The following is a 25,320-nucleotide window of genomic DNA, read 5'->3' on the forward strand; positions in this document are numbered from 1 at the left end:
GGTTCTGACGACGCTAATGAGCCCAGTTGAAGGCTCCAAAGCCCCCCAAGGGGTTTAGTATTTACGTCGTATAATGTTTATTATGTCAAATTTAGGCAGTTAAATATGCACTATTGACCCCTCTTCAACTGCTATTGCAGTTGCCAGTAATGAGTTCGAACGGCTGCCACTAAATAATGGCAGCCGCTTTCTTCAGCCGTTAGCGATGTGCTGCAAATAAATCTGCAGTTCCTTTTTGCCCTGCCACTCGTTGGCGGCCAACTGGTACACCGCATCCACTTCTTCTGGCAGCCAATCCACGCGATTAAAGATCATGCCATCACATTGCACGCCGTCTTTGGCGAGGCGCAGCTTAAGGTGCTTGTCACCAACCAGGCGCTGACTCAGCACCTGGAACCGGTCGCGAAACGTTGGCGGTGCGAAACCCTGGCCCCAGACCTCGGCGGCCAGGGTTTCCGCCATTTGCAGATTCAACTCCCGTGCGCTGAGGCTGCCATCGGTTTCCAGCGTGCGCGTTAGCGCGTGTTGATCCAGCAGTCCTTGTGCCACCTGCTCGAATGCCTGCTGGAATGCCGCCAGACTAGGCTCGGCGATAGTGAGCCCTGCTGCCATCGCGTGGCCGCCGAATTTGAGGATCATGCCCGGGTGGCGCTTGTACACCAGGTCCAGCGCGTCGCGCAGGTGGAAGCCCGGTATCGAGCGCCCTGACCCCTTGATTTCGCCTTCGTCGCCCGGCGCAAACACGATGGTGGGTCGATGAAAACGTTCTTTCAGGCGCGATGCCACGATGCCGACCACGCCCTGGTGCCAGTCATCGCGGTACAAGGCCAGCGTGTAGCGTTGCGCCGGGTCGAAACTGGACAGAAAAGCCATCGCTTCGTCCTGGATGCCGTGCTCGATCTGGCGCCGTTCCCGGTTAAGGCGGTCCAGTTCTTGCGCCAGCGACAAGGCTTCGGATTCGCTGCCCGCCAGCAGGCAGGCAATACCCAGGCTCATATCGTCCAGGCGCCCTGCTGCGTTCAATCTGGGGCCTAGCGTAAAGCCAAGGTCAAAGGTGTTGGCCTTGTGTGCAGCCCGGCCGGCCACCCGGAACAAGGCGGCAATGCCGGGGGCCATGCGCCCTGCCCGCATTCTTTTCAAGCCGTTATCCACCAAGATGCGATTGTTGCGGTCCAGTCGCACCACATCGGCTACGGTGCCCAGCGCCACGATGTCCAGCAGTTCGCCCAGGTTGGGCTCGGGCTGACTGGCGAAGCAACCGCGTTGCCGCATTTCTGCCCGCAGCGCCATCAGCACGTAGAACATCACACCAACACCGGCCAGGTTTTTGGATGGGAAGGTACAACCCGGCTGGTTGGGGTTAACGATCAGGGCGTCCGGCAGTACGTCGCCTGGCAAGTGGTGGTCGGTAATCAGCACTTCAATACCGCGCGCCTTGGCCGCCTTGACGCCATCTACGCTGGCAATGCCGTTATCGACCGTAATGATGATGTCGGGCTGGCTTTGTGCGGCCAACTCGACGATTTCCGGCGTCAGGCCGTAACCGTACTCGAAGCGGTTGGGCACGATGAAATCGATGACGGCACCAAGCGCGGCCAACCCCCTCACCGCGACGGTACAGGCGGTAGCGCCGTCGGCATCGTAATCGGCCACCACCAGCATGCGTTGGCGTGCCGCAATGGCGTCGGCCAGGCGGCTGGCCATGGCCGTAATGTTTTTCATGCTCTGATAAGGCAGCAAGCCTTTCAGGGCGTAGTCCACTTCGTCGGCGCTGGCGATGCCGCGTGCGGCGTACAGTCTGGCCATCAAGGGATGGATACCCTGGGTACACAAGGCTTGCAGCGTTTCCGGCGGTGAGGTGCGGGTCAGTATCTGGGTCATTGCGGGTAGAGCTCGGATAAGGGTTTGCCGGCTTGCCAGAACTTCCATAGCTGGCGACGCTGCAGCTGCAGCGTAAAGCCAGCCTCGCCATCGCAACTAAGGGTAAGCGTTTGCAACTGCCCTGCTTTCATGGCTGCCAACAGCGGGGCAAACCAGTCTTGCTCGATGCGCTGCATGGTTTCGCGCCAGCCCCAGGCGTCGCGAAACTGTGCCGGTGCTTCCAGTGCGTCCAGTACGATCAGCGCATCCTGCGGCGGACAGTCACGAAACAGGTACGGCACGGCTTCGGCTTGGCTATTGCTGGCCCGGGCGAGCGCCTGATACAGCGGGCTGTCAGCGTACAGCGGCAACTGTGGCGGCTGGGGTGCCGGGCTATCCGCCCCCTGCTCCCCCCACAGCCACAGGCTGTTGACCGGGGTGTCGCCGCGCAGCTCCCGTGCGTCGTTGGTGGCGTGGGTGTACAGCAGCATCTGCATTTCGTTCAGATAGCGGCTCCAGAGCATGCTTTGCGGGCCGGTAGGCAGGTGATGGTTGATGTCTTCGCCAATCACGTCCGGTAGCGGCGTGAAGTATGCCTGACTGGCTGCCGGCAGCGACAGGAACCAGCGGTCTGGCGTTGGTGCATGGAAGGCAAAACCGTCATCGGCAAACAGCTGGTTCAGGCTGGCTACCAGTTGATCAGCTTCGTCCTGCGACAGGTTCATGATGCCGATGTCGCCCAGCAGCGCCCGGTCACGGTCCACGCGCAGATTGACCGGGTCGGCAATCAGCCAGTGGCGGCCGGCAGTGGCCAGGCCGGCTTGCGCAGCAAGGGTGGCAGCAATGCTGGCGGCGGGCAGCCGGAAAGTGTGCAGCAGGTGCTGGCTGGGGCGGCTGGGCGTGGCTTGACGTTGGCCGCGCGCCAGCATCAGCGACAGTGACGGCATGGGCAGCTCGCGGCAAAGGTCGGGCCCGTCGTACGGGTCGTACCAGCACAGGCCGGGTAAATGCAAAGTGAGGTTCATGCGGGTACCGGTCCGGTCAATTTCGGACAAAAGTTTTCTTGGCGCCAGAACCTTCCCCACTGCCGCACTGTCTGTTGGTGCAGGTTTTCGCGCCAAGCATGACTAATGGTTTGATTTGGCACGGATTTTAGGTTGGCGGGCGCCGATGTTTTTTGCTAGCATCGCCTGCTTCGATATTTTCTGCCACAAAGCAACACGCTGCATTGTGGTGGTACCCAAGCTGATTCGCCATTCAGGGCGATAGATGCTGCACGAGTCAACGGAATGAAGAATTATCGCAAACTGCTGGCCTTCCCGCAAAAGTGGGTGGCGCGCCTGATCAACAACCCGATGACCTGGCTAGGTCTGGCGGCCAGCCTGCCGTTCACCGGCGCCCTGACGGCGGTGGCCATTACCCAGCAAACGGCACTGCCGGAAAAGCCACCGCTGAGCCAGCAGGTTACCGAGGCGTTAAGCTTACCGCCGCTATCGCTCGCCCAGGCCAGCGGTGTGCGCTACTGGCGCGACGAAGCCGTGCAACGCGGCGACACCATCGCCCGCTTGCTGAACCGGCTGGGCGTGGGGGACGGCGAGGCGACCCGCTTCATTCATTCCAGCCCGTTGTCACGTGACCTGCTCAAGCTGAAAACCGGCGCCACCCTGTCGGTAGAAGTAAACGACCAGGGCGAGCTGTTTGGCCTGCGCTTTCTCAACGACGACGAGAACGGCGAAAAAGTGCTGGTGATGCTGGAAAAGCGTAACGGTGAATGGCAGGCCAGCGCTGATGCGCCGCAAACCGACACCATGCAGACAGTACGCTCGGTCGTCATTCGTACCAGCGTCAGCGGCGCACTGGCCCAGGCACAAGTGCCGGTGGAGGTGCGTGCCGGCCTTAGCGAGATTTTTGCCGACCAGCTACCGCTGAACAAGCTGCGCCCGGGCGACAAGATCAATCTGGTATACGAAACGCTGCTCTACAAAGGTGCGCCGCTGGCCACGGGCAACATCTTGGCCGCTGAAGTCCTGCACGATGGCAAAACCTACCAGGCGTTTTACTTTGCCCACGATGCTGAAGCCGGTGCCTACTACGACGCCGCCGGCAAGCCGCTGAAAAAAGGCTTCGTCATGCAGCCGGTAAATGCCCGTATCAGCTCGGGCTTCGGCATGCGCTTTCATCCTATTCTGCGCTCGCTGCGCATGCACGAAGGGGTGGATTACGCCGCCGCAGAAGGCACACCCATCGTGGCGCCGTCCGACGCCACGGTGAGTAGCGTGTCGCAACAGACCGGTTACGGTAATGTCGTGGTGCTGAAGCACAGCGGCAAGCTGTCCACGCTGTCCGCGCACATGAGCCGTTTCCAGCCTGGCTTGGCGGCGGGCAGCCGGGTGAAGGCGGGTGACATCATCGGCTTTGTCGGTAGCACTGGGCGCTCTACCGGGCCACACCTGCATATGGAAGTGCTCGTCGATGGTCAGCCGGTAGACCCGGCTACCACCGCCCTGCCGGTGCCGGGCCTGTCGGCCAACCAGCGCTTGGCCTTCCGCGAGGGGAGCGTTAAGCTGGCGGCCAACCTCAAGCTGCTCAGGGATATCCCGGTCAGCGTGGCCCAGCTGGACTGAGCCACGATTCCGGCTAACCGCCCTGGCAGCATTCGCCAGGGCTTTTTCATGTCTGAAATTTTTATCGGTTTGATGTCCGGCACCAGCCTGGACGGTGTCGATGCGGTGGCGGTGGATTTTGCCACCCACCCGATGCGAATCATCGGCGAGGCCTTCGTGCCATACGATGCCGATATTCGCGCGCAAGTACTGTCGCTGCAGGCGGTGGGGCACAACGAGCTGGCGCGCAGCGCCATGCTGGCCAATCGCCTGGCGCATTGCTACGCCGATGCCGTGGCCGCCGCCTTGCAGGCCTGCCAGCTGAGTGCTACCGCAGTGCGCGCCGTGGTGTGCCATGGCCAGACCATCCGGCATGCGCCACAGGATGGTTACACACTGCAGATCGGCAACCTCGCCTTGCTGGCCGAGCTGTGCGGCATCGACGTCATTGGCGACGTGCGTAGCCGCGACGTGGCTGCCGGTGGCCAGGGCGCACCACTGGTGCCGGCTTTCCACCAGGCGCTGTTTGCCAGCGCCGAGCTGCCACGCGTCATCCTCAATATCGGCGGCATTGCCAACCTGACCCGGCTCAGCCCGGGCCTGCCGGTAATCGGCTTCGATACCGGCCCCGGCAACATGCTGCTGGATGCCTGGATTCGTCGCCATCAAGGCCTGGACTACGATGATGGTGGTACCTGGGCGGCCAGCGGCCATTGCCAGCCGGCCCTGCTGGCACGGCTGCTGGAGGAGCCCTATTTTGCCGCCAGCTTACCCAAGAGCACCGGCCGCGACCTGTTCGATCTGCCGTGGCTGGAAGCCCACCTGGACGCGCACAGCCGCCAGCATGGCGCCATAGCGGCAGCAGATGTACAAGCCACGCTGCTGATGCTGACCGCCTGCAGCATCGCCGACGCCATCCGTAGCTGTGCCGCAGAATGCCGCGAAATCTACGTCTGTGGTGGTGGCGCTCGCAACCCCGCGCTGATGCAGGCACTGGCGCAGCAATTGCCGTCCACGCGCATCGATACCACCGCCAGCCTGGGCCTGCCGCCACAGCAAGTAGAAGCGGCCGCGTTTGCCTGGCTGGGTTGGTGCTTCAGTCAGCGGCGTGCGGCCAACCTGCCCGAGGTAACCGGTGCCCGCGGTTTCCGCCTGCTGGGTGCTTTGTATCCATGCTAATTTGCGTCATGTCGATAAAATATCAGCAGAATTGCCGATATAATGCCCGGCTGACCTCATACATTACATAACAATGCGCCTGTTCAAGCGTAAAGCTGCTGTCCGTAATACCCAACCCATGCCACCCAAGCTGGCCGCCTTGTTGCGGGAAGCGTGGTGGCTGCTCATGGCCGTCACGGCCGTCTACCTGGTCATCACGCTGGCCAGCTTTCACCCGTCCGACCCCAGTTGGTCGCACAGTTCTGCCGATACCCAGGTACGCAACTACGGCGGCGCCTTTGGCGCCTGGCTGTCCGATATCCTGCTGTACCTGTTCGGCTACTCGGCCTGGCTGATGGTGGGCTTCTGCCTGTTTGCCATTGCCTGGGGTTACCGCAAGATCGAGCAGACCGATTTCCAGACCGGCCCGATGACCTGGGTGGCGTTGCTGGGCTTTCTGCTGACGCTGATTTGTACTGCCAGCCTGGAGGCATTGATCCTGGGCAGCAAAGCGCTGTTACTGCCAGCCGGCGCAGGCGGCATGCTGGGCAAATCGCTGGGAACCTTATGCGCGCACGCATTTGGCGGCACCGGCGCCGGCCTGTTGCTGCTGGTGCTGGCGGCGATTGGCATTTCACTGTTTACCGGCCTGTCCTGGCTGAGTCTGATGGAAAACCTGGGCGGCAAAATCGAAGACGCTACCGTGGGGGCCTGGCAAGCGTGGCAAGCCAGCCGCGACCGCGAGATCGGTCGCGAAGTTGCCAAGCAGCGCGAAGAGAAAGTGGTCCAGGAAAAGAAAAAGATCGAAGAGAAACCGCCGGTACGCATTGAAGCGCCAGTACTGGAAGTGCCGCTATCGCCCAAGGCAGTGAAGCCGGTGCAACAATCGCTGTTTGCCGCACCGGGTGATGATGCCCTGCCCGGCTTGCCGTTACTGGCACCCCCAAAAGAACAAGGCGAGCCCGTTTCGGCAGAGACGGTGGAATACACTTCGCGCCTGATCGAACGCAAGCTGGCCGACTTTGGCGTGGATGTGAAAGTGATTGCCGCCTACCCCGGCCCGGTGATTACCCGCTACGAGATCGAACCCGCGGTAGGTGTCAAGGGCGCGCAAATCGTCAACCTGATGAAGGATCTGGCGCGCGCCTTGAGCCTGGTCTCCATTCGCGTGGTTGAGACCATTCCCGGCAAGACCTATATGGGCCTGGAGCTGCCCAACCCGAAGCGCCAGATCGTGCGGCTATCGGAGATCATCGGCTCCGAAGGCTACCAGAACATGTCGTCCCGTCTCACCATGGCGCTGGGCAAAGACATCGCCGGCCAGCCGGTTTCCGCCGACCTGGCCAAGATGCCGCACGTGCTGGTAGCAGGCACCACTGGCTCCGGCAAATCGGTTGCCATCAACGCGATGATCCTGTCGGTGCTGTACAAGGCCACGCCACAGGAAGCCCGTCTGATCATGGTAGACCCGAAAATGCTGGAACTATCGGTCTACGAAGGCATTCCGCACCTGCTGGCGCCGGTAGTGACCGACATGAAGCAGGCGGCCAATGCGCTGAACTGGTGTGTTGGTGAAATGGAACGCCGTTACCGGCTGATGTCCAAGCTGGGCGTGCGCAACCTGGCAGGCTTCAATCAGAAGATCCGCGAGGCCGAAAAAGCCGGCGAGAAGATCCCCAACCCGTTCAGCCTGACACCGGAAACCCCAGAGCCGCTGGAAGCACTGCCGCTGATTGTGGTGGTCATCGACGAACTGGCCGACCTGATGATGGTGGCGGGCAAGAAAATCGAAGAACTGATCGCGCGGCTGGCGCAAAAAGCCCGCGCTGCCGGCATTCACTTGATCCTGGCTACCCAGCGCCCCTCGGTGGATGTGATTACCGGCCTGATCAAGGCCAACATCCCGACGCGCATCGCCTTTCAGGTGTCCAGCAAGATCGACAGTCGTACCATTCTGGACCAGATGGGCGCGGAAACGCTGCTGGGCCAGGGTGACATGCTGTACCAGCCCCCAGGCACCAATTACCCACTGCGGGTACATGGCGCCTTTGTGGCGGATGACGAAGTGCATCAGGTGGTGGAGTTCCTCAAGACAACCGGCGAGCCGGACTATATCGAAGGCATCCTCACCGGCGCGGCCGAAGGCGAAGACAGCGCTAGCGGCGACTTCACCGCCAGCGGCAGCAGCGATGCCGAGGCCGACCCGCTGTACGATGAAGCGGTCGCCATCGTGCTGAAAACGCGCAAGGCGTCCATCTCGTCGGTACAGCGCCACTTACGCATCGGCTACAACCGTGCGGCCCGCCTGATCGAGCAAATGGAAGCTGCCGGTGTGGTATCAGCCATGGAAACCAATGGCAACCGGACGGTGCTAGCGCCGGCTCGCGAAGACTGACGCTGCTGCGGCCAACCTTATATGTTCCTGTTCCAAAGCAATGGCTGCCACGGCAGCCATTGCTTTTTGCCGTAAGCCGGTTAAGCTTGCGCCACCTGTTTTGTACTGGACAAATCATGCCTGCCCTACTGCAAGAACCCGCGTTCCGCCACGACTACACCCCGAAAACCGGCGTCCTGCTGATCAATCTGGGTACGCCCGCTGCCCCCACCGCCAAGGCGCTGCGGCCTTACCTCAAACAGTTTCTGTCCGACAGCCGCGTTATCGAGATTCCGAAAGCGGTCTGGTGGTTCATTCTGAACGGCATCATCCTGAATGTGCGCCCGCGCAAAAGCGCGGCCAAGTACGCGTCGATCTGGACCAAAGACGGCTCCCCATTGCTGGATCACACCCGTAAACAGGCTTCGCTGTTGAAAGGCCTGCTGGGCGAGCAAGGCCACCGCAACCTGGTGGTGGAGTACGCCATGCGCTATGGCCAGCCGTCGGTTGAGCAAACCTTGGTAAAAATGCGCGAAGCCGGCGTCGAACGCCTGCTGGTGGTGCCGCTGTATCCGCAGTACGCCGGCTCGTCCAGCGCCACCGCACTGGACGATGTCTTCCGGACGCTGATGAGGATGCGGAACATGCCCGAGGTGCGCACGGTCCGCCATTTTCACGATCATCCCGGCTACATCCAGGCACTGGCGCAGAATGTGCGTGAGTTCTGGCGCGTCAATGGCCGTGGCGACAAGCTGGTGATGAGCTTTCACGGCGTGCCGCGCTTTACGCTGGACAAAGGCGACCCGTACCACTGCGAATGCCTGAAGACCGGTCGCTTGCTGGCCGAGGCACTCGGCCTTGGCAAAGACGAGTACGTCGTCAGCTTCCAGAGCCGCTTCGGCAAGGCTGAGTGGATCAAGCCCTACACGACCGAAGTGCTGACCGGACTGGCCAACGCCGGTGTAGCGAAAGTGGACATCCTGTGTCCGGGTTTTGTCAGCGACTGCCTGGAAACGCTGGAAGAGATTGCCATGGAAGGAAAAGAGGATTTCCTGACCCACGGTGGCAAGGAGTACCGCTACATCCCTTGCCTGAACGAACACCCAGCATGGATTTCAGCCCTGTCCGAGCTGGTTGCGGCCAACCTTGGTGGCTGGATAACAACAGTAGATGATGCAGAAATGCGACAGCAACGCGCCCTGAACTGTGGCGCAAAAAGCTAGAAAAACCCTAAATTTTTTTCCAAAGGCGCACCTGAATGGTGCGCCTTTGTTCATTTGTGAAAAAACCATTCAATAAAGCCATGCTGCAACACACCATAACGAGGCAGGGCTCAAAATCGTGTCAGACAATATTCAGGACATTGTTGGCGACCCGCGTTGACACTGCAAGAAACGGCTCCGCATAATCCTCGCCATCTGCTCATCCAAAAGATGTAAGGCAGGTTTACCAAAGTCACAGACTTAAGATCAGGGGAAACACAAGATGAATAAATTTGCTCGTCTGAGCCTTTTCGCGGCTGCTGCCATTGCACTCACTGCTTGCGGCAACAAGGAAGAAAAACCGGCTGGCGAAGCATCCGCTGCAGCGGCTGATAGCGCTGGCGGTGAAGTGGTTGTCAAGATCGGCCAGGTATCGCCGCTGACCGGCCCGATCGCCCACCTGGGCAAGGACAACGAACTGGGCGCCAAACTGGCCATTGAAGACCTGAATGCCGAAGGCGTTGAGATCGGTGGCAAGAAAGTGAAGTTCGAGCTGGTATCCGAGGATGACCAGGCCGACCCGAAAATCGGTACCCAGGTTGCCCAGCGTCTGGTTGACGCCGGTGTTGTTGGCGTTGTCGGTCACCTGAACTCTGGCACCACTATCCCGGCTTCCAAGATCTACTCCGACGCCGGCATCCCGCAGATCTCCCCGTCTGCTACCAACCCCGACTACACCAAGCAAGGCTACAAGACTACCTTCCGCGTGATCGCCAACGATGTTCAACAAGGCAAGGCGCTGGGTGAGTTTGCGGTTGACGGCCTGAAAGCCAAGAAAGTCGCCATCATCGACGACCGTACCGCTTACGGCCAAGGTCTGGCTGACGAATTCGAAAAAGCGATCAAAGCCAAAGGTGGCACCATCGTTAAGCGCGAATTCACCACCAACACCGCTACCGACTTCAACGCCATCCTGACCTCGATCAAAGGTTCGGCTCCGGACGTGATCTTCTACGGCGGCATGGATGCACAAGCCGGCCCGCTGGCCAAGCAGATGCAGCGTCTGGGCATCAAGGCCAAACTGATGGGTGGCGATGGCTGGCAGACCCCGGAGTTCATCAAACTGGCTGGCGAAGCTTCCGAAGGTCAGTACTCCTCCAGCTGCGGTATGCCGCGTGACAAGATGCCTGGCTTCGCTGCTTTCAACGACAAGTTCAAAGCCAAGTACAACACCGAAGTACAGATCTACGCACCGTACGAGTACGATGCAGTTCGCGTTCTGGTTGAAGCCATGAAACGTGCTGGCTCTACCGACCCGAAAACCTACCTGGCTGAAGTTGGCAAAACCAACTACACCGGCGTAACCGGCCCGATCGCCTTTGATGAAAAAGGTGACATCAAAGACGGCGCGGTAACCGTTTACCAGGTTAAAGGTGGTAAGTGGGAAGTGGTCTCCACTGTTGGCGGCCCGGCAGCTGCTGCAGCTCCGGCAGCCAGCGCTGCCCAGTAAGCTGTAGTTATCGCTACCAAACGGCACCCTCGGGTGCCGTTTTTTATTGCACTTGCACAATAAGACTGCGCTGGCTAAGATGGCTGGCTCGCAGTGACGATTGTATCCTTTCGCCACTTCACTCTGTTCTGCCAATGCACCGCCACCCTTGGTGCAGCCCAGAACATCTGCAGTTTTGCTCTCCCGCACCCCGGGCTGGGTAATCACGCCAAAAAACCACCTGCTTTTATCAAAAAAATGCCCCCGCGCAGGGGCAGGGACAAGCTTTACCATGAACAAAATCATCAATGCTTCGCTGATTGCAGCCGCTGCTGCCTCGCTGGTTGCCTGCGGCGGCCATGACCAACCTGCTGCAGAAAGCAGTGCTGCTGCCGCCACCGCCGCCAGTGGTGACCTTACCGTCAAGATCGGCTCCGCCAACCCGCTGACCGGCCCGTTTGCCCACTGGGGCCGCGATGCCGACAATGGCGTGCAGTTGGCAGTGGAAGAAGCCAACGCCAGTGGCGTAACACTGGGCGGCCAGAAAGTGAAGTTCGAAGTCGTATCGGAAGACGACCAGGCCGATCCGAAAACCGCCACCCAAGTGGCACAACGCTTCATCGATAGCGGTGTCGTTGCCGTTGTAGGCCACCTGACCTCCGGCGCAGCCATCCCGGCCTCCCGCATTTACAGCGACGCCGGCGTGCCTATGGTTGCCGGCTCGGTTACCAGCCCCAAATTTACCCAGCAGGGCTACAACAATACCTTCCGCATCATTGCCAACGATCTGCAACAGGGTCAGGCACTGGCCAAGTTTGCCGTGGGGCAACTGAAGGCACAGCGCATTGCCGTCATCGACGACCGCACCACCTACGGCCAGGGCCTGGCCGATGACTTTGCCAAGTCGGTTGAGGTGGCAGGCGGCAAGGTGGTCAAGCGCGAGTACACCACCAATAGCGCTACCGACTTCATGGCCATCCTGACCTCGCTGAAAGGCCAGAATCCGGACCTGGTTTTCTACGGCGGCATGGATGCGCAGGCGGGTCCGATGGTGAAACAGCTGCGTAAACTGGGTATCAAGGCCGCGTTCATGGGCGCCGATGGCGTCAATACGCCGGAGTTTGCCAAACTGGGTGGCAAAGATGCTGAAGGCGCGTACGCGTCCAGCGCTGGCGCCCCCAAGGAAGCAATGCCGGGTTTTGCCAGCTTCAACGATAAATTCAAGGCCCGCTTCAAGACCGACATCCAGGCCTACGCACCGTACACCTACGATGCAGCACGGGTGCTGATTGACGCCATGAAGCGTGCAGACTCGGCCGATCCGAAGAAATTCCTGCCGGAAATCGGCAAAACCCAGTTGCAAGGCGTGACCGGCGCTATCGCTTTTGAACCGAACGGCGACATCAAGAACGGCGCTGTCAGCTTGTACCAGCTGCAGGCTGGTGCCTGGAAGGGCCTAACCGCGGCCGCACCGGCGCAAGCCTCTGCCGCCCAGTAAGCAAAGCTGAACCAGCCATCAAAAGCGCCTTTCGGGGCGCTTTTTTCATGCCCAGGATTGGCTGCCTACTGATGGGCCGGCCTTGTCGCCATCAGGCAAGTTACGTAGAATGCCGGCTATTTATCTTCCTTGGAAGTAACATCCAAGGAAGCAACATTAAGATTTTTTTCGGAGCCCGCATGATGCCACGCCAACTGACCGCCCTCGCCTTCACCCTGACACTCGCCACGACGGCACACGCTTTTACCCCTGCGGTCATTTACGGTTCGTCTGGCAAATTCGACAAGAGCTTCAATGAGGCGGCCTTTCAGGGCGCCGAGCGTTTCAAGAAAGCTACCGGCATCAGCTACCGCGAGGGCCAGGTCAATAACGACGCCCAGCGCGAGCAAGTGCTGCGTAATCTGGCACGCCGCAATGTCGATCTGGTGGTGGCCGTAGGCTTTGCCTTTACCCAGCCGGTACAAGCCGTGGCGCCGGAATTTCCCAAGGTCAAGTTCGTGATCGTCGATGACGTCGCCAAGGGTGGCAACATTCAGTCCATCGCCTTCCGCGAGCACGAAGGTGCCTACCTGGGCGGGATGGCTGCAGCCCTGGCATCCAAGACTGGCAAGGTTGGCTTTATCGGCGGCATGGATGCGCCGCTAATCCGCAACTTTGGTTGCGGCTTTGCCCAGGGGGCCAAAGCCGCCAAAGCGGCTACCGTGGTATACAGCAATATGACCGGCACCACCTCCGCAGCCTTCAACGACCCGGCACGCGGCGGCGAGTTGGCACTTAGCCAGTTTGATCGTGGCGCAGACGTGATTTTCCATGCGGCAGCAGGCACAGGTTTGGGCGTGCTGCAGGCTGCAAAAGATCGCAACAAACTTGCCATCGGGGTCGACAGCAACCAGAACCACCTGTTCCCGGGCCGGGTGCTGACCTCGGTGGTGAAGCGCGTCGACAATGTGGTGTATCAGGTAATGATGGATGCCAAGCAAGGCAAATGGCAGCCTGGCGTGGTGTCGATGGGGCTGAAGGAAGGCGGCATGGACTGGACGCTGGACCAGCACAATCGCGCACTGATTACGCCCGCCATGGAAAAGCAGATCAACCAGGCAAAGCAGGCCATCATTGCAGGCAAGGTCAAGGTCTCTGACTACCGCGTGGCCAACAGCTGCCCGGTGAAGTAAGGCAGTAGGCAAGCAGCAACAAGGCCGCCCCATGCGGGGCGGCCTTGTGTGCTTCAGGCAAGCGATCAGCGCGGGAGCTGCTGCGCCATCGCTTCGCCCAGGCGTACCGGTTTGGCCGGCGCCCAATCGCTATTGAAGCGCACGCTGTCTTTGGGGTAGAGCAAGACCACGGTAGAGCCCAGCAGGAAGCGCCCCATCTCGTCGCCTTTTTTCAGCACGATGTGTTGATCGTCGTAACGCCATTCGCGCACCTCGCCACTGCGCGGCGGGTTCACCACGCCGTGCCACACGGTTGCCATGCTGCCCACTATGGTGGCGCCTACCAGCACCAGAACGAACGGGCCGTTATCGGTAGCAAATTCGCACACCACGCGCTCGTTGCGCGCAAACAGACCAGGCACGCCGCGGGCAGTGGTGGGGTTGACCGAAAACAACTCACCCGGTACGTGGATCATGCGCAGCAGTCGGCCGTCGGCCGGCATGTGGATGCGGTGATAGTCACGCGGGCTGAGGTAAATGGTAGCAAAGTGGCCGTTTTCAAACTGTGCGGCCAACTGGCGGTCACCACCCACCAGCGCGGTGGTGCTGTAGCTATGGCCTTTGGCCTGGAAGATCTGGTCTTGCTCGATGGCGCCAAACTGGCTGATGGCGCCATCCACCGGGCACACATAGTCGGCATTCGCCAGCGGGCGTGCACCGGGCTTGAGCTCACGGGTAAAAAAACTGTTGAAGGTGGGGTAGCTGGCCGGGTCCGGGTTGGCCGCCTCCGCCATGTTTACCTTGTAGCGTCGGATGAAACGCTCGATCAGGCGCGTGGTGGCTTCACCGCCGGCCTTGTTGGCAATGCGGCCAGCCAGTTCGGTCAGTGCCTGTTTGGGTAGCAGGTATTGCGGCAGCACAGCAAGACGATAGCGCACGGTTGCACCTTCCATATTGGCAAACCGGGCATTATACCAGCGCACCCGCTGCCGCGGCAGCCTGGCATCAGGGGCGGGGCAACTGCCGTAGCGCTTGCCAGGCCGCATCGATGGCGGCGTCCGTGTATGCTCTGCCAGTACTATCGGTGCCGGCCATCACGATGCGACCCAGCGGCCGCGCCGCCAGTGTGTGTGCCGGTTCACCCTGGTACTGGGCATCTTCCCAGGTGTAACCATGCGCCCAGCGGTTGACGGTGATGGCCGCAATGTCGCGCTTGGCGTCAAAGCCATGGGCGCCGTACATGGCCTGCAGCTGCTGCCGCACCTGGTTTTCGTAGCTGGCAAAGTCAGCGCCCAGCAGCTCGGCCCGGCCTTGACGCAGCAAGTCGGGCGCCTCGCCCTCGCCCAACGGTGGGCAGGGCATGCGGATCATCAGCAGCACCACTGGCTGATCAGTGTTTGCTGGCGGCGCCACCGCCGCCATGCGCACCGGGAAATCCAGCTGCACAAACTGAAAGAAACTGCCCGGGCAATACGCGGCGGCGACGCCGGCACGCTGAAGGGCAGGCCAGCGGCGCAGTGCCACCTGCACGTAAACCAGCGGCAACTTCAAGTTGGCGCGCATGGCCGCTTTCTGGCTGGCGGGCAGCTCGGGCAAGATGTGTGCGGCCAACATGTGCCAACCCGCCATCACGCTGTGCCGTGCAGTGGCCTCGTACAACTTGCCGTCGCGCAGGTAGCGCACTCGCACGCCCTGCCCTTGGTTGACCGCCTCCACCGCCAGACTGCGCAGCCGCAGCCGCACCGGGCTGTCAGCCTGGTCCAGCTTGCGGTAGTCGAATGCGGCGGCCACCGACTGCACCGGGTTCGTCACCTTGGCCACTGTGGGGATCAGGCGCTGTACCAACAGGCGAGCCAGCGTGGCGTTGCCATCCGGAAAATGATGAACGTAAAGCGCGTCACCTTCTGCATCGTCTTCTGTCTCATCCTCCGTTGGCAACAAGCTGTCGTCATCCAGCCAGTCCGCCAGGCGGGCTGCTGATGGCAAGCCCAGCAAGCCGCCCTCCAGCGCCAGCGGCAACGTGATGGCATTGCCGCCCAAGGCGGCATCTTCTGCCAGCGGCATGCTCAACAGCAGTAGCAAGGCCGTATCGCGGATACCGTACACCTCGCGCAGCAAATCGGTGTAGCGCAACTGCTCGAAGCGCGGCGCCCGTTTGCCGTCGCGCAGCCAGGCGGCCAAAGCCGGCTGCGCCCCGCCAGCCAGCACGGCCTGCAGTTGCCGGCGCTGCGCGGCATTGAGTGGCGCCCGCGCCAGCGTATCGGCAAAACGCGGCGCATCCAGCATCCCAGGTAGCCAGGCAGCTGCCTGCGCGGAAGGGGCATCGGTGGTGGGCTGCGCACTGCGCAGCAGTACGTTGCGACCAAAATGTGCGGCATCGTAAAACACGCCGCTGCTCATGCCGTGACGTTGAAAGTGTTGCAGGTCGTAGGCTTGCGCCAGCGCGGGCAGGTCGATACCGAGCTCGCGCAATAGCTTGCTAGCCACCTTGCTGTAAGACCCAGGGTGATCGAACGACTGCGTCCCGCCGTAGCTGATCAGCGTTTTGCCGCCAACGCTGAACTCGTTGCGGCGCGCATGGCCGCCAAAGTCGTCGTGATTGTCCAGCAGCAACACCTTGGCAGCCGGGTATTGCTGGCGGTAAAAATACGCTGACGCCAAGCCGCTGATGCCGGCGCCAATCACCACCAGATCGTACTGTTCTGCCGGCGCAACCGGCTTGCCGGCTGGCCGCTGGCCACCCCATGCCAACTGGTGCGCCTGCTCGTAGGCGCCAGGGTGGCTACCGCGCAAGCCGGTGAGCGCTGGCGGATACACCCCCGGTGATGCGGCCAGCACCACGCTGGCAGGTAGCGTGGCGGCAGCGCCGGTAAAGGCCAGGCCATTCAGAAAATCGCGGCGGCTGATGTCGGGCATGATGACTCCAAGGCTCATGGACTGCAGTCACCTTAGCAAAGCCACCCGCACACCGCCGCTTGCGATAAGTTTGGCACCGCCGATGTGTGGCTTAGTCGTCAAAACCGGCCAGCACCACCTTACCGGTCACGGCATTGCTTTCCAGCAGCGCGTGAGCACGACACAGGTTGGCCGCATTAATGCTGCCCAGCTGTGCCGCCAGCGTGCTGCGAATGCGCCCGGCGTCGACCATGTCGGCCACCTTCTGCAGCAGCTGATGCTGCGCCACCATGTCGCCGGTGGCGTACAGCGAACGGGTAAACATCAGTTCCCAGTGCAGCGACAGGCTTTTGCGCTTCAACAGGCGCACGTCGATCGGCTCCGGGTCGTCGATCAGCGCCAGCTTGCCTTGCGGCTTCAGTACCTTGACGATCTCTTCGAAGTGGCGGTCGGTCTGGTTCAGGCTGATCACGTAATCCACCTCCGCCACACCCAGCGCGTCCAGCCCTGCCGACAGCGGCTGCTGATGGTTGATAACCTGCTGCGCCCCCAACTCGCGCACCCATGCCTGGCTTTCCGGGCGCGACGCGGTGGCAATCACCTGCAGACCGGTTAGCGCACGCGCCAGCTGGATCAGGATGGAGCCCACCCCGCCGGCAGCACCCACAATCAGCAAGCGCTCGCCGTGATGGCCGCCCTGGTGCAGGCCCAGCCGGTCAAACAGCAGCTCCCACGCGGTAATGGCCGTCAGCGGCAAGGCGGCAGCCGCAGCAAAGTCCAGCGTTGCCGGCATGCGGCCAACCAGACGCTCGTCCACCAGCTGGTATTCACAATTGCTGCCATCACGTTGAATGGCCCCGGCGTACCAGACGCGATCGCCAGGCTGGAACAGTGTCACCTGCTCTCCCACCGCCTCTACCACGCCAGCAGCGTCCCAGCCCAGCACACGGGGCGTTTCCTGCGGGGTGGCGGGCAAGCTGCGGCGAATCTTGGTATCCACCGGGTTGACCGAAATGGCGTGAACGCGCACCAGCAGGTCATGGCCATGGGCGACCGGGGTGGGCAAGGTAATGTCCTGCAGCGACTGTGGGTGGTCGGCTGGCAGGCCAGCAAAGGCGGCGATGGCTTTCATCGGTATTCCTTTCAAGGATTAGAGCGGTTGCAGCAAGCGGATGTCGAGACTGGCCAGCAACGGTGCGGCCTGCTCGCGAAACTGCTGAAAATGGGGGCTGGCGGTGTGCGCGTCCAGCGCAGCCTGGTCTTGCCAGGCCTCGACCATCACCACGCAGTCGGGTGCGGATGGGTCGAGATTGGGCACGTATTGCAGGCAGCCCGGCTCATGCAAGGTGGCCCGGCGCAAGGCATCCAGCAGCGGCAGCAAGGCGGCGCGCTGGCCGGGTTGGCAACCCAGGGTGGCAATCACGGTAATGGACATGCGGTTTCCTTGGTGACTTGTCTATGCCAGCCAGTGTGCCGCCATTGGATTAAATTGATTAGCCGCTATAATCCGGAAAGACTATCCGTCATTACGGACAATAAGCATGAAACTGGACGCCATGGCGCTGTTTGCGCTGGTTGCCCGCGAAGGCAGCTTTACCGCCGCGGCACGCGTTAGCGGGCTGCCCAAATCGACGGTGAGCCAGCGGGTGGCCGAGCTGGAGAATCTGCTGGGGGTGCGGCTGCTGCACCGCAGCACCCGCCGCCTCACCCTCAGCGAGGCCGGCCAGGTCTATCTGCAGCATTGTCAGGTAATGCTGGATGCCGCCAGCGCGGCCGACGCAGCATTATCGCGGCTGCGCGATGCGCCAGCCGGCACCTTGCGCATTACCGCGCCGGAAGCCTCCGGCACGCTGCTATTGCCGGGTTTGCTGGCGGCGTTTCAGCAGCGCCATCCGGCGGTAACGGTGGAATGCGTGATCAGCGATGCGCAACTGGACCTGATCGCCGAGCGTATTGACCTGGCGTTACGCACCGGCCAGCTGGCCGATTCCTGTTTCGTGTCACGCCGCATCGGGCCGGTAGGCCGCGTGCTGGTGGCGTCGCCAGCGTATCTGGCACGGGAAGGTTGGCCGCAGACCCCTGACGAACTGGCAGGCCACCGGCTACTGATGCACGGGGTACTGCCACAGTGGCCGCTGCAACAAGCGGGGGATGTAATACGGGTAGACGCCAGCCACGCCAGGCTGCGCGCCAACAATCTGAACACCTTGCGCCAGTTGGCCGTCGCCGGTGCCGGCATTGCCCTGCTGCCACGCTTCATGGTGCGTGACGCGCTGGCCGACGGCAGCCTGCAGCGCCTGCTGCCGGACCACCCGCCGCCGGACAATCATTATTACGCAGTCTACCCCAGCCGCAGCCACCGCCCGGCGGCACTGACGGCGTTGCTGGATTTCATCGACGAGTACGGGCTGGCGACGCAACTGGCGTGATGCGCGCCGCCCTAACGGTTGGCCGCAGGCGGCGACGCAGCTCTACGCTGAGGTGCTGCACACCGGCCAGCGGCGCCAACTGGCGATGCACCGCCTCCACGCTAAGCTGGCCGTCGTGCTCCAGCACCACGATACAGGCGTGACTGTTGCGGCCAACCCGCCACAGGTGCAGGTCTGCGACCGCGGCCGGTTGCGGCAAGCCGGCTAGCGCCTCACGCACTTGCGCGGTCAGCGGGCCATCCATCTCGGCGTCTAACAGCACCCGGCCGCTATCCTGCAGCAGACCCTTGGCCCAGCTGGCGACCAACACCGCACCAACCATGCCCATCAGCGGGTCCATCCAGTCCGCCCCCCACCATTTGCCAGCCAGCAAGGCCACAATGGCCAAGGCCGAGGTGGCCGCATCGGCCAGCACATGCAGGAAGGCCGCGCGCTGGTTCAGGTCGTGGTGGTCATGATGATCGTGATGATGGTGGCCATGATCATGCCCGTGATGGTGGTGGTGATCGTGGCCATCGTGCAGCAGCCACGCACACAGCAGGTTCACCAGCAGACCCACCACCGCGAGCGCGATGGCCTGGTCGTAGTGAATGGGGCCCGGCTGTAACAGGCGCGCCAGCGACTGCACCAGCATCAGGCCAGCCACTCCCAGTAGCAGTAACGCGCTGCTGTAGCCGCCCAGCGTTTCCATCTTCCAGGTGCCAAAAGCAAAACGGCCATCTGCCGCATAGCGGCGGGCAGCGGCGTAGCTGAACAGCGCCAACCCCAGGGCCAGGGCGTGCGAGCTCATGTGCCAGCCATCTGCCAGCAACGCCATCGAGTTGTACCACCAGCCACCGCTGATTTCAGCCACCATCATGGCGACGGTCAAGGCGACCGCCCAGCGGGTACGCCGCTCGGCCATCGGGTTGCCCTGATCAAAATGGTGATGGTGTACCCAGGCAGACATGGCGGTTTCCTTGCGGTGTTATACTGGGTGGCAGTATACGCATGCCCCTGTTTTTATACTACCCCCCAGTATATGGAGTGCCCGATGGCCCACACGACTGCCCAACAAAAGCCGCTACTTACCCGCGTACGCCGCATCAAGGGGCAAGCCGAAGCGCTGGAAAAAGCCTTACAGGAAGGTCAGGACTGCATGGCCGTATTGCAGCAGATTGCCGCCATCCGCGGCGCCGTCAACGGCCTGATGACCCAGGTACTGGAAGGCCACATCCGCGAGCACGTTGGCGCGCCAGACTTGCCCCAGGCGCAGCGAGAGGCCGAGGTGGCGCAGTTGCTGACCATTTTGCGCTCCTACCTCAAGTAAAACCCTTAGCGCAACAAGGGAGCGAACGAAAAGCCATACTGCTTTAGCGCCGGGTTCAGCACCCGGCTGTAAAGGCGGAAATCGATACTGGAAAAATCGGCGCCCTTGAAACGCTGCATGAAGCGCCTGGCAGTGCGAGCATCGAACAGCATGATTACCGGCAACGTCTGTTCCAGCCCCAGGTCGGCAAAATCCTTGCCGCGCCAATGGTCATGCAGCATGACAAGCGCAATGGCGCCGGTCATGAAGTGGCCGCCAGCCAATGCGGCCAACTTGCCATCCGCCAGCGCCTGCAAGGCTTGATCAGAAGTATTGATGGCGCCGAATAACGGCGGCTGGCCGCGTGCCAGACAACACTCCGCCCATGCCTGCATGGCACCAAAGGCCATCAGGTCATTGCCAGCCCATAGCATGTCTGGTGCCGGATGCCGCTGAAACAGCCAGCTCGCCTGCTGCTGCGCACGAGCCTGATCCCAGACAGCGTAGACTTCGGTGACGAGTTCGACATCCGCGGCCTCACTCGCAGCACGGCGCATGCCGTCGCTACGCCGTACCGAGGATGGCGTGAGCGGGTCACCACCGATAGCCAGCAGCTCATACCGGCCCGCATCGGGTCGGCGCGCCCGGGCCTGCTGGATCAGCGCTTTTGTCGTGAGGTAGCCAGCCTGCTCTGCATCCGGGTCCAGCGAACCTAGCCAGTGCCGATAACGCTGCCGCGGCGAGCCAATATTCTGGTCGCTGCCGCGTCCGCTGAAAGCCATGAAAGTCTTGATTCCCGCACCGTCAAGAATCGGCAGCAGCTCGGCCCCCAAGGCGAAGTCGTTGGAAAAAATCACGTAATCGGGCCGTTTGCTGGCAGGCCTGGCTGCCAAAGCCTGCGCCGCCGCCAGCATGCGCTGCTGCTTGCGCTCGGCATAACTCACCTCCAGTTTGATGCCAAGATCTGCAGCCGCCGCCTGCATGGCGCGACTGGCACTGTGCCAGTAGGCTTCCTCCTTCTTGCCGTAGTTCAGGAATGCGACGTTCATGGCCATGACAGGCGCCATCCACAGACAGCCAATTACGATTGCCAGCTTCATGTTTCCCTCCCCGCTACCAGTTGGTTAGCAAGGGGCAGTATGGGCAGTGGCCGCGAGTGGCCACAACAGATGCCATGCACTAGTCATGAAAACCTACAGAAAAAGTTGATTCAAGCGATGTGATAAATGTCGAATGCGTAGTATTTTTGCCATCCAAACATTCGTTGCCATCCTACAAGAATCAATGCAGGCTTATTGAAGTGGCACTGCCTATGTGCAGCATTGCTTATGGCATTAAAGTTTTCACTGTCAGTATCTGATAATGATGCCATCAGGTCTTGCAAGGAAAACATCATGGATCGTATTCGACGCAAACTGATCACCCCCGCCAACGCATATGGTTGGCCGCAAGCGCCTTCCCGGCGTGACACTCCGCCTGCAAGCAATAGCGATGACCGACAATCGCTGGCCAGTGAGTACCAAGACTGGGCACGCTGGCTGGACGGTCTGCGCCAGGCGGCAGCCGGCGGCGAGATGGCGCATTTGCGGGCACTGGCACATGGCAAGCTGCGATTCTTGCTGCGTCGCAGCCTGCTGCTACGCGATAACACCATGCTGGGCATCCGCCATCACGCCCAACTGGGCGAAGCGGGCAGCTTGATAAAAGAGTTCGAGCAACTGATCGGCGAGCTGACCGGCAGAGCCGCTACGGCAGAAGACGAATGGCCGCTGCCAAGCCGCTTGTACGAACCTCCCGTCAACAGCAGCCAAGGCGGCCGCCTGCCGGGAGAGCGCCGCCAACAGCCCGGCAGACAAAACCGGCTGGACGGCGTCAGCCTGGATCTGGCGCTGCAGGTTCACAACAACCTGCAGCTGACTTTACGACTGCTGCAGCAGCACGGCAGCCTGGCGGGCAGCCCGCAGATGCAACAGGCCGCGGCCACGCTGTCTGCCACGGCGCAGCTGGGGCACTTGCTGCACGACAGTGCCTGACACTATCGGGTGCCTGCGCTAAAATCGCGGCCAGCCAACTTTCTGGACGCATCATGCAGCAGATCATCGATTTCATTCTGGAGCTGGACAAGCTCAAGGGCGTTACCCGCAAAACGCGCCCACTGGGGCTGGATCGCCAGGAAAACTCCGCTGAACACAGCTGGCAAATCGCCATGCTGGCTGCCTCGCTGGCGCCTTACGCGCCGCAAGCGGTGGATATCCAGCGCGTCATCGCCATGCTGCTGGTGCATGACATCGGCGAGATCGATACCGGCGACACTATTGTGTACGCCACCGAAGGCTGGGAAGAACGCAAAGCCGCCGAGCTGGTTGCCGTGAAGCGCATATTCGGCTTGCTACCAGCCCAACAAGGCGATGCTTTCCTCGCGCTGTGGCAGGAATTCGAAGCCGCCGAAACCGCCGAGGCCCGTTTCGCCAACGCCGCCGATCGCGCCATGCCGGTGCTGCTGAACCTGGCCAATAACGGGCAGAGCTGGCGGGAAAACGGCATCAGTTACGAGCGCGTGGTTGACCGCATCCGGGAACCGATCGAAGCCGGCTGTCCGGCACTCTGGGCCTATCTGCAAGAGCGCCTCGCCTTCGCGCGGACGCAACACTGGTTTGGAGCCTAAGCGCCACAAAAAAGCCGCCCAACCCGGGCGGCTTTTTTTCAGGTGATGGTCATCAAGGCACAATCGCCAACCCCACCAGCGCTTGCCCCTGATCGATACGCCCCAGCCGGGTCGCCCTGCCAGTTTGCAAATTGACTTCATACAGCTGGCTACCGCCCAGCTTTTGTCTTGCCGCCAGCATGGCGACGTTCTTCACGTCGGAAATGTCAAATGCCGCCTGCTGGATGGCGCCATACCCCTGCCCGCCCCGCTGCAGACCTACCAGGTCCCACCCCGGCAGCAACAGGCTACCCACCGTGCGCAGGCTGCCCTTGTCTGGCGACACAAAAGGGGTTTCATTCTCGTGCGATCCTTGCATTACCAGCGTGCCACCTTCGGCATCAATGCCGTATAGCGTGGTGATTTTGTCATTGCGGGCATTGTAGGTGTAGGCCACCGCTACCACGGCAGCCTGCTTGCCGGCGGCGACGTCACCTGCCACGTACTGCAAAGGGCTGTCGCTTTGAACGCCGTCAACGGCCGCGTTGCCATCGATTGCCTTGCCGGTATCCGGGTGCAGGCGCATATTGCCGCCCAGGTCACTGACGACGCGGATGCGATCCACTGTCGGATTGAAATCGATATCGTAGCGCTTGCCCGCCACCAGCGTGGCACCCTGCTCGGCAACCGCACGCGCCTGACCGCTGTCGGGGTCGATGGTATATAGCCGCCCCTGGCTGCCAAGCCCGTACAACACGCCCCGCGCAACGCGATAGTCGATACTGAGCAGCTGCTCGCCCGCCGCCAAGCCACGCACCGGCACCCGTGCCCGTGGCTGTGACGGCTGCCGTGCCGTGATATGCAGCAAGGTCATACCGGCGTCCAGCGCCAGCAGTTGCTCGCTACGCAACTGGCCGGGAGGCTCGGGTGGCAAAGTACTACAGGCAGCAAGCGTGCCGCACAGCACGGCAACGGTGGCGAAGGGATGACGGGACATGGCGTTTCCTTACTGAAGATTGGTGTTCAGTATAAACAGCCAATAATGACCGGCGCACACGGAAAGACAGCAGGCAAAAAAATAACCTCCTGAATCGTCACAAATCAGGAGGTTTTGTAAGGTCGGGCCTGCGGCCCGCTTCAGAACTGTCTGCGAGGAAAGCAGGGCATTCAGAAGATGATTCAATGATATAGCCTGCAACGTGCTGCGGCTATGCGTAAAAATACCTACAAGGCGTTCCTGCGCTGCAAAAAGAGTGCGTCCAGCGATGTAAAGTCATTCAACTGCCTGATTTCACTAAAGAAAATTTCCGCCTCGCCATAGCTGCGCTGCAGCATTTTCACCCACTGCTTGGTGCGGCTTACCGCATAGTTGCCGCCCTCAGCACGCAACTGACATTGTTGCGCCAGGTCATGCACCCAGCCCAGCACCACCTGCCATGGCGCCTGCTGTTGTACCTCACCGGTTTGCTGCCAATGCCGGATGCGCGCGCCAAGATCGGGGCACGACACCAGACCGCGGCCGATCATCACCGTGTCACAGCCGCTGATGTCGCGAATGGTGCGGTAGTCTTCCAGTGTCCACACTTCGCCGTTGGCGACCACCGGAATGGTCACTGCCTCGCGGATACGCGCCAGCCATTCCCAGTGCGCCGGGGGGCGATACCCTTCCACCTTGGTGCGGGCGTGCACGCACAACTCTTGCGCACCACCACGCTGAATAGCATCGGCGCACGCCAGCGTCAGGCTGGTATCTTCGTAGCCCAGGCGCATTTTGGCCGTCACAGGCACGTTGTCGGGTACCGCCGCGCGTACCGCCTGCACAATGCTATAAAGTACTTCAGGCTCCTTCAGCAACACAGCGCCGCCACGGTGGCGATTGACAGTCGGCGCCGGGCAGCCGAAATTCAGATCCACCCCGGCAGCACCCAGTTCGGCAGCGCGTATGGCGTTCTCGGCCAACCAGCCAGGTTCCGAACCCAGTAGCTGCACCCGTACCGGCACGCCGCAGCGGGTAGCCGAAGCATGGGCCAGCTCGGGTGCCAGCCGCTCGAAGGTGCGCACCGGCAGCAGCGAATTGGTGACGCGGACAAACTCGGTCACGCACAGATCGATACCGCCGACACGCGTCAAGACGTCACGCATGACGTCATCGACCAGGCCTTCCATCGGGGCCAGTACAATTTTCATGATTTCACCACAACAAGGGAGCAGCGCATTGTATACAAGCCCGCCAGACGGCACCACGCCCCACGAAATCTTGCTGCGCCAGGGCGGCGTGGCCGACATCGACGCCATGCTGCCACTGCTGGTGGCCTATCGCCGCTTTTACGGCCTGGAAAGCGACACGGCCACGCTGCAACCTTACCTGCACGCGCGCCTGCAGCAGTCGGAAGCCAGCTTGTGGCTGGCACTGCACCATGGCGACGTGATTGCCTTTGCGCTGTGCTATCACGGCCACTCCACGTTGACGCTGCAGCGTAACGACCTGCTGCACGATCTGTACGTTGCGCCGGCATGGCGTCGCCATGGCGTGGCTGCCCGGCTGCTGCAAAGCATCCAGTACGCGCTGCCACCAGGTGCCACGCTATGGCTGGAAACCGCCCACGACAACCTGCCGGCGCAGGCTTTGTATCGCCGGCTGGGGTTTGTCCGCGACGAAGTCTTCCTCACCATGGCCTGGCAGCGGCCAGCAGATTTGTGAAGCCGACGGCCACACGGCACAATGCGCA

Annotated in this window: 22 protein-coding genes; 12 read left to right on the plus strand and 10 right to left on the minus strand. The window is 61.5% G+C overall.

From position 1 onward, the window contains the following. Positions 1 to 192 precede the first annotated feature (192 nt). Together recJ and FLQ03_RS00020 are read right to left on the minus strand one after the other, a co-directional pair. Positions 193 to 1,881, minus strand: a complete 1,689-nt coding sequence (gene recJ / locus FLQ03_RS00015) for a single-stranded-DNA-specific exonuclease RecJ (protein WP_144373588.1) — start codon at positions 1,879 to 1,881, stop codon at positions 193 to 195. Beyond that, positions 1,878 to 2,885 carry a hypothetical protein gene (locus tag FLQ03_RS00020; protein ID WP_144373589.1) on the minus strand — a complete coding sequence of 336 codons (1,008 nt, stop codon included), beginning with the start codon at positions 2,883 to 2,885 and terminating at the stop codon, positions 1,878 to 1,880. Before FLQ03_RS00020 ends, recJ begins: the two co-directional genes overlap by 4 nt. A gap of 264 nt (positions 2,886 to 3,149) precedes the next feature. On the opposite strand from FLQ03_RS00020, the gene FLQ03_RS00025 reads away from it, so the two are divergent. The 7 genes from FLQ03_RS00025 to FLQ03_RS00055 all read left to right on the plus strand — a co-directional run bounded on the left by FLQ03_RS00025 (position 3,150) and on the right by FLQ03_RS00055 (position 13,356). Continuing rightward, complete coding sequence (locus FLQ03_RS00025) at positions 3,150 to 4,484, plus strand: M23 family metallopeptidase (protein WP_144373590.1); 1,335 nt, start codon at positions 3,150 to 3,152, stop codon at positions 4,482 to 4,484. Between the two features lie 48 nt (positions 4,485 to 4,532). Then, positions 4,533 to 5,642 carry an anhydro-N-acetylmuramic acid kinase gene (locus FLQ03_RS00030; RefSeq protein ID WP_144373591.1) on the plus strand — a complete coding sequence of 370 codons (1,110 nt, stop codon included), beginning with the start codon at positions 4,533 to 4,535 and terminating at the stop codon, positions 5,640 to 5,642. A 73-nt stretch (positions 5,643 to 5,715) separates the two neighbouring features. Next, positions 5,716 to 8,016 (plus strand): DNA translocase FtsK, encoded by a 2,301-nt coding sequence (locus FLQ03_RS00035; RefSeq protein WP_144373592.1) that lies wholly within the window; start codon positions 5,716 to 5,718, stop codon positions 8,014 to 8,016. Positions 8,017 to 8,132: 116 nt separating this feature from the next. Continuing rightward, positions 8,133 to 9,218, plus strand: coding sequence for a ferrochelatase (gene hemH / locus FLQ03_RS00040; protein ID WP_144373593.1), 1,086 nt, complete (start codon positions 8,133 to 8,135; stop codon positions 9,216 to 9,218). A gap of 262 nt (positions 9,219 to 9,480) precedes the next feature. Then, positions 9,481 to 10,707: a branched-chain amino acid ABC transporter substrate-binding protein gene (locus tag FLQ03_RS00045; RefSeq protein ID WP_144373594.1), complete on the plus strand. Its 1,227-nt coding sequence runs from the start codon at positions 9,481 to 9,483 to the stop codon at positions 10,705 to 10,707. A 271-nt stretch (positions 10,708 to 10,978) separates the two neighbouring features. After that, positions 10,979 to 12,184, plus strand: coding sequence for a branched-chain amino acid ABC transporter substrate-binding protein (locus FLQ03_RS00050; protein ID WP_144373595.1), 1,206 nt, complete (start codon positions 10,979 to 10,981; stop codon positions 12,182 to 12,184). A 179-nt stretch (positions 12,185 to 12,363) separates the two neighbouring features. Next, a complete protein-coding gene (locus FLQ03_RS00055; RefSeq protein WP_240802166.1) occupies positions 12,364 to 13,356 on the plus strand; it encodes a BMP family lipoprotein in 993 nt (330 codons plus the stop codon). 65 nt (positions 13,357 to 13,421) lie between these two features. On the opposite strand, the gene asd is transcribed toward FLQ03_RS00055, so the two are convergent. The 4 genes from asd to FLQ03_RS00075 all read right to left on the minus strand — a co-directional run bounded on the left by asd (position 13,422) and on the right by FLQ03_RS00075 (position 17,665). Beyond that, entirely contained in the window at positions 13,422 to 14,288 is an 867-nt protein-coding gene (gene asd, locus FLQ03_RS00060) for an archaetidylserine decarboxylase (protein WP_240802167.1), read from the minus strand. A 52-nt stretch (positions 14,289 to 14,340) separates the two neighbouring features. Beyond that, positions 14,341 to 16,251, minus strand: coding sequence for a flavin monoamine oxidase family protein (locus FLQ03_RS00065; RefSeq protein ID WP_170252263.1), 1,911 nt, complete (start codon positions 16,249 to 16,251; stop codon positions 14,341 to 14,343). Positions 16,252 to 16,342: 91 nt separating this feature from the next. Next, entirely contained in the window at positions 16,343 to 17,362 is a 1,020-nt protein-coding gene (locus FLQ03_RS00070; RefSeq protein WP_144373597.1) for a zinc-binding alcohol dehydrogenase family protein, read from the minus strand. 18 nt (positions 17,363 to 17,380) lie between these two features. Further along, positions 17,381 to 17,665: a putative quinol monooxygenase gene (locus tag FLQ03_RS00075; RefSeq protein WP_144373598.1), complete on the minus strand. Its 285-nt coding sequence runs from the start codon at positions 17,663 to 17,665 to the stop codon at positions 17,381 to 17,383. Positions 17,666 to 17,771: 106 nt separating this feature from the next. Between FLQ03_RS00075 and FLQ03_RS00080 the strand changes: the two genes are divergently transcribed. Beyond that, positions 17,772 to 18,659, plus strand: a complete 888-nt coding sequence (locus FLQ03_RS00080) for a LysR family transcriptional regulator (RefSeq protein ID WP_144373599.1) — start codon at positions 17,772 to 17,774, stop codon at positions 18,657 to 18,659. Here FLQ03_RS00080 and dmeF read toward each other — a convergent pair. Beyond that, positions 18,622 to 19,608 (minus strand): CDF family Co(II)/Ni(II) efflux transporter DmeF, encoded by a 987-nt coding sequence (gene dmeF / locus FLQ03_RS00085; RefSeq protein ID WP_144373600.1) that lies wholly within the window; start codon positions 19,606 to 19,608, stop codon positions 18,622 to 18,624. The two genes, FLQ03_RS00080 and dmeF, sit on opposite strands and share 38 nt — an antisense overlap. Positions 19,609 to 19,692: 84 nt before the next feature. Between dmeF and FLQ03_RS00090 the strand changes: the two genes are divergently transcribed. Then, complete coding sequence (locus tag FLQ03_RS00090; RefSeq protein ID WP_144373601.1) at positions 19,693 to 19,968, plus strand: metal/formaldehyde-sensitive transcriptional repressor; 276 nt, start codon at positions 19,693 to 19,695, stop codon at positions 19,966 to 19,968. A gap of 5 nt (positions 19,969 to 19,973) precedes the next feature. Here FLQ03_RS00090 and FLQ03_RS00095 read toward each other — a convergent pair whose 3' ends face one another. Beyond that, positions 19,974 to 21,047: an ABC transporter substrate-binding protein gene (locus tag FLQ03_RS00095; RefSeq protein ID WP_144373602.1), complete on the minus strand. Its 1,074-nt coding sequence runs from the start codon at positions 21,045 to 21,047 to the stop codon at positions 19,974 to 19,976. A 294-nt stretch (positions 21,048 to 21,341) separates the two neighbouring features. On the opposite strand from FLQ03_RS00095, the gene FLQ03_RS00100 reads away from it, so the two are divergent. Together FLQ03_RS00100 and FLQ03_RS00105 are read left to right on the plus strand one after the other, a co-directional pair. Next, positions 21,342 to 21,980 carry a hypothetical protein gene (locus FLQ03_RS00100; protein WP_144373603.1) on the plus strand — a complete coding sequence of 213 codons (639 nt, stop codon included), beginning with the start codon at positions 21,342 to 21,344 and terminating at the stop codon, positions 21,978 to 21,980. Positions 21,981 to 22,033: 53 nt separating this feature from the next. Next, a complete protein-coding gene (locus FLQ03_RS00105) occupies positions 22,034 to 22,612 on the plus strand; it encodes an HD domain-containing protein (protein ID WP_144373604.1) in 579 nt (192 codons plus the stop codon). A gap of 52 nt (positions 22,613 to 22,664) precedes the next feature. On the opposite strand, the gene FLQ03_RS00110 is transcribed toward FLQ03_RS00105, so the two are convergent. Together FLQ03_RS00110 and FLQ03_RS00115 are read right to left on the minus strand one after the other, a co-directional pair. Continuing rightward, positions 22,665 to 23,588, minus strand: a complete 924-nt coding sequence (locus tag FLQ03_RS00110; RefSeq protein ID WP_144373605.1) for a DUF4394 domain-containing protein — start codon at positions 23,586 to 23,588, stop codon at positions 22,665 to 22,667. Positions 23,589 to 23,815: 227 nt separating this feature from the next. Further along, the gene (locus tag FLQ03_RS00115; RefSeq protein WP_144373606.1) at positions 23,816 to 24,778 is read right to left on the minus strand and encodes a tRNA dihydrouridine synthase; all 963 of its coding nucleotides are present in this window, start codon (positions 24,776 to 24,778) and stop codon (positions 23,816 to 23,818) included. A gap of 28 nt (positions 24,779 to 24,806) precedes the next feature. Between FLQ03_RS00115 and FLQ03_RS00120 the strand changes: the two genes are divergently transcribed. Further along, positions 24,807 to 25,292 carry a GNAT family N-acetyltransferase gene (locus FLQ03_RS00120; RefSeq protein WP_170252264.1) on the plus strand — a complete coding sequence of 162 codons (486 nt, stop codon included), beginning with the start codon at positions 24,807 to 24,809 and terminating at the stop codon, positions 25,290 to 25,292. Positions 25,293 to 25,320: the final 28 nt, after the last annotated feature.

Origin of the sequence: Vogesella urethralis, from assembly GCF_007644045.2 — a bacterium.
GTDB lineage: Bacteria > Pseudomonadota > Gammaproteobacteria > Burkholderiales > Chromobacteriaceae > Vogesella > Vogesella urethralis.

Excerpts from the sequence above, each read along its gene's own strand:
- recJ (WP_144373588.1), bottom strand. The coding sequence starts at position 1,881 with ATGACCCAGATACTGACCCGCACCTCACCGCCGGAAACGCTGCAAGCC.
- FLQ03_RS00020 (WP_144373589.1), bottom strand. The coding sequence starts at position 2,885 with ATGAACCTCACTTTGCATTTACCCGGCCTGTGCTGGTACGACCCGTAC.
- FLQ03_RS00025 (WP_144373590.1), top strand. The coding sequence starts at position 3,150 with ATGAAGAATTATCGCAAACTGCTGGCCTTCCCGCAAAAGTGGGTGGCG.
- FLQ03_RS00030 (WP_144373591.1), top strand. The coding sequence starts at position 4,533 with ATGTCTGAAATTTTTATCGGTTTGATGTCCGGCACCAGCCTGGACGGT.
- FLQ03_RS00035 (WP_144373592.1), top strand. The coding sequence starts at position 5,716 with ATGCGCCTGTTCAAGCGTAAAGCTGCTGTCCGTAATACCCAACCCATG.
- hemH (WP_144373593.1), top strand. The coding sequence starts at position 8,133 with ATGCCTGCCCTACTGCAAGAACCCGCGTTCCGCCACGACTACACCCCG.
- FLQ03_RS00045 (WP_144373594.1), top strand. The coding sequence starts at position 9,481 with ATGAATAAATTTGCTCGTCTGAGCCTTTTCGCGGCTGCTGCCATTGCA.
- FLQ03_RS00050 (WP_144373595.1), top strand. The coding sequence starts at position 10,979 with ATGAACAAAATCATCAATGCTTCGCTGATTGCAGCCGCTGCTGCCTCG.
- FLQ03_RS00055 (WP_240802166.1), top strand. The coding sequence starts at position 12,364 with ATGATGCCACGCCAACTGACCGCCCTCGCCTTCACCCTGACACTCGCC.
- asd (WP_240802167.1), bottom strand. The coding sequence starts at position 14,288 with ATGGAAGGTGCAACCGTGCGCTATCGTCTTGCTGTGCTGCCGCAATAC.
- FLQ03_RS00065 (WP_170252263.1), bottom strand. The coding sequence starts at position 16,251 with ATGCCCGACATCAGCCGCCGCGATTTTCTGAATGGCCTGGCCTTTACC.
- FLQ03_RS00070 (WP_144373597.1), bottom strand. The coding sequence starts at position 17,362 with ATGAAAGCCATCGCCGCCTTTGCTGGCCTGCCAGCCGACCACCCACAG.
- FLQ03_RS00075 (WP_144373598.1), bottom strand. The coding sequence starts at position 17,665 with ATGTCCATTACCGTGATTGCCACCCTGGGTTGCCAACCCGGCCAGCGC.
- FLQ03_RS00080 (WP_144373599.1), top strand. The coding sequence starts at position 17,772 with ATGAAACTGGACGCCATGGCGCTGTTTGCGCTGGTTGCCCGCGAAGGC.
- dmeF (WP_144373600.1), bottom strand. The coding sequence starts at position 19,608 with ATGTCTGCCTGGGTACACCATCACCATTTTGATCAGGGCAACCCGATG.
- FLQ03_RS00090 (WP_144373601.1), top strand. The coding sequence starts at position 19,693 with ATGGCCCACACGACTGCCCAACAAAAGCCGCTACTTACCCGCGTACGC.
- FLQ03_RS00095 (WP_144373602.1), bottom strand. The coding sequence starts at position 21,047 with ATGAAGCTGGCAATCGTAATTGGCTGTCTGTGGATGGCGCCTGTCATG.
- FLQ03_RS00100 (WP_144373603.1), top strand. The coding sequence starts at position 21,342 with ATGGATCGTATTCGACGCAAACTGATCACCCCCGCCAACGCATATGGT.
- FLQ03_RS00105 (WP_144373604.1), top strand. The coding sequence starts at position 22,034 with ATGCAGCAGATCATCGATTTCATTCTGGAGCTGGACAAGCTCAAGGGC.
- FLQ03_RS00110 (WP_144373605.1), bottom strand. The coding sequence starts at position 23,588 with ATGTCCCGTCATCCCTTCGCCACCGTTGCCGTGCTGTGCGGCACGCTT.
- FLQ03_RS00115 (WP_144373606.1), bottom strand. The coding sequence starts at position 24,778 with ATGAAAATTGTACTGGCCCCGATGGAAGGCCTGGTCGATGACGTCATG.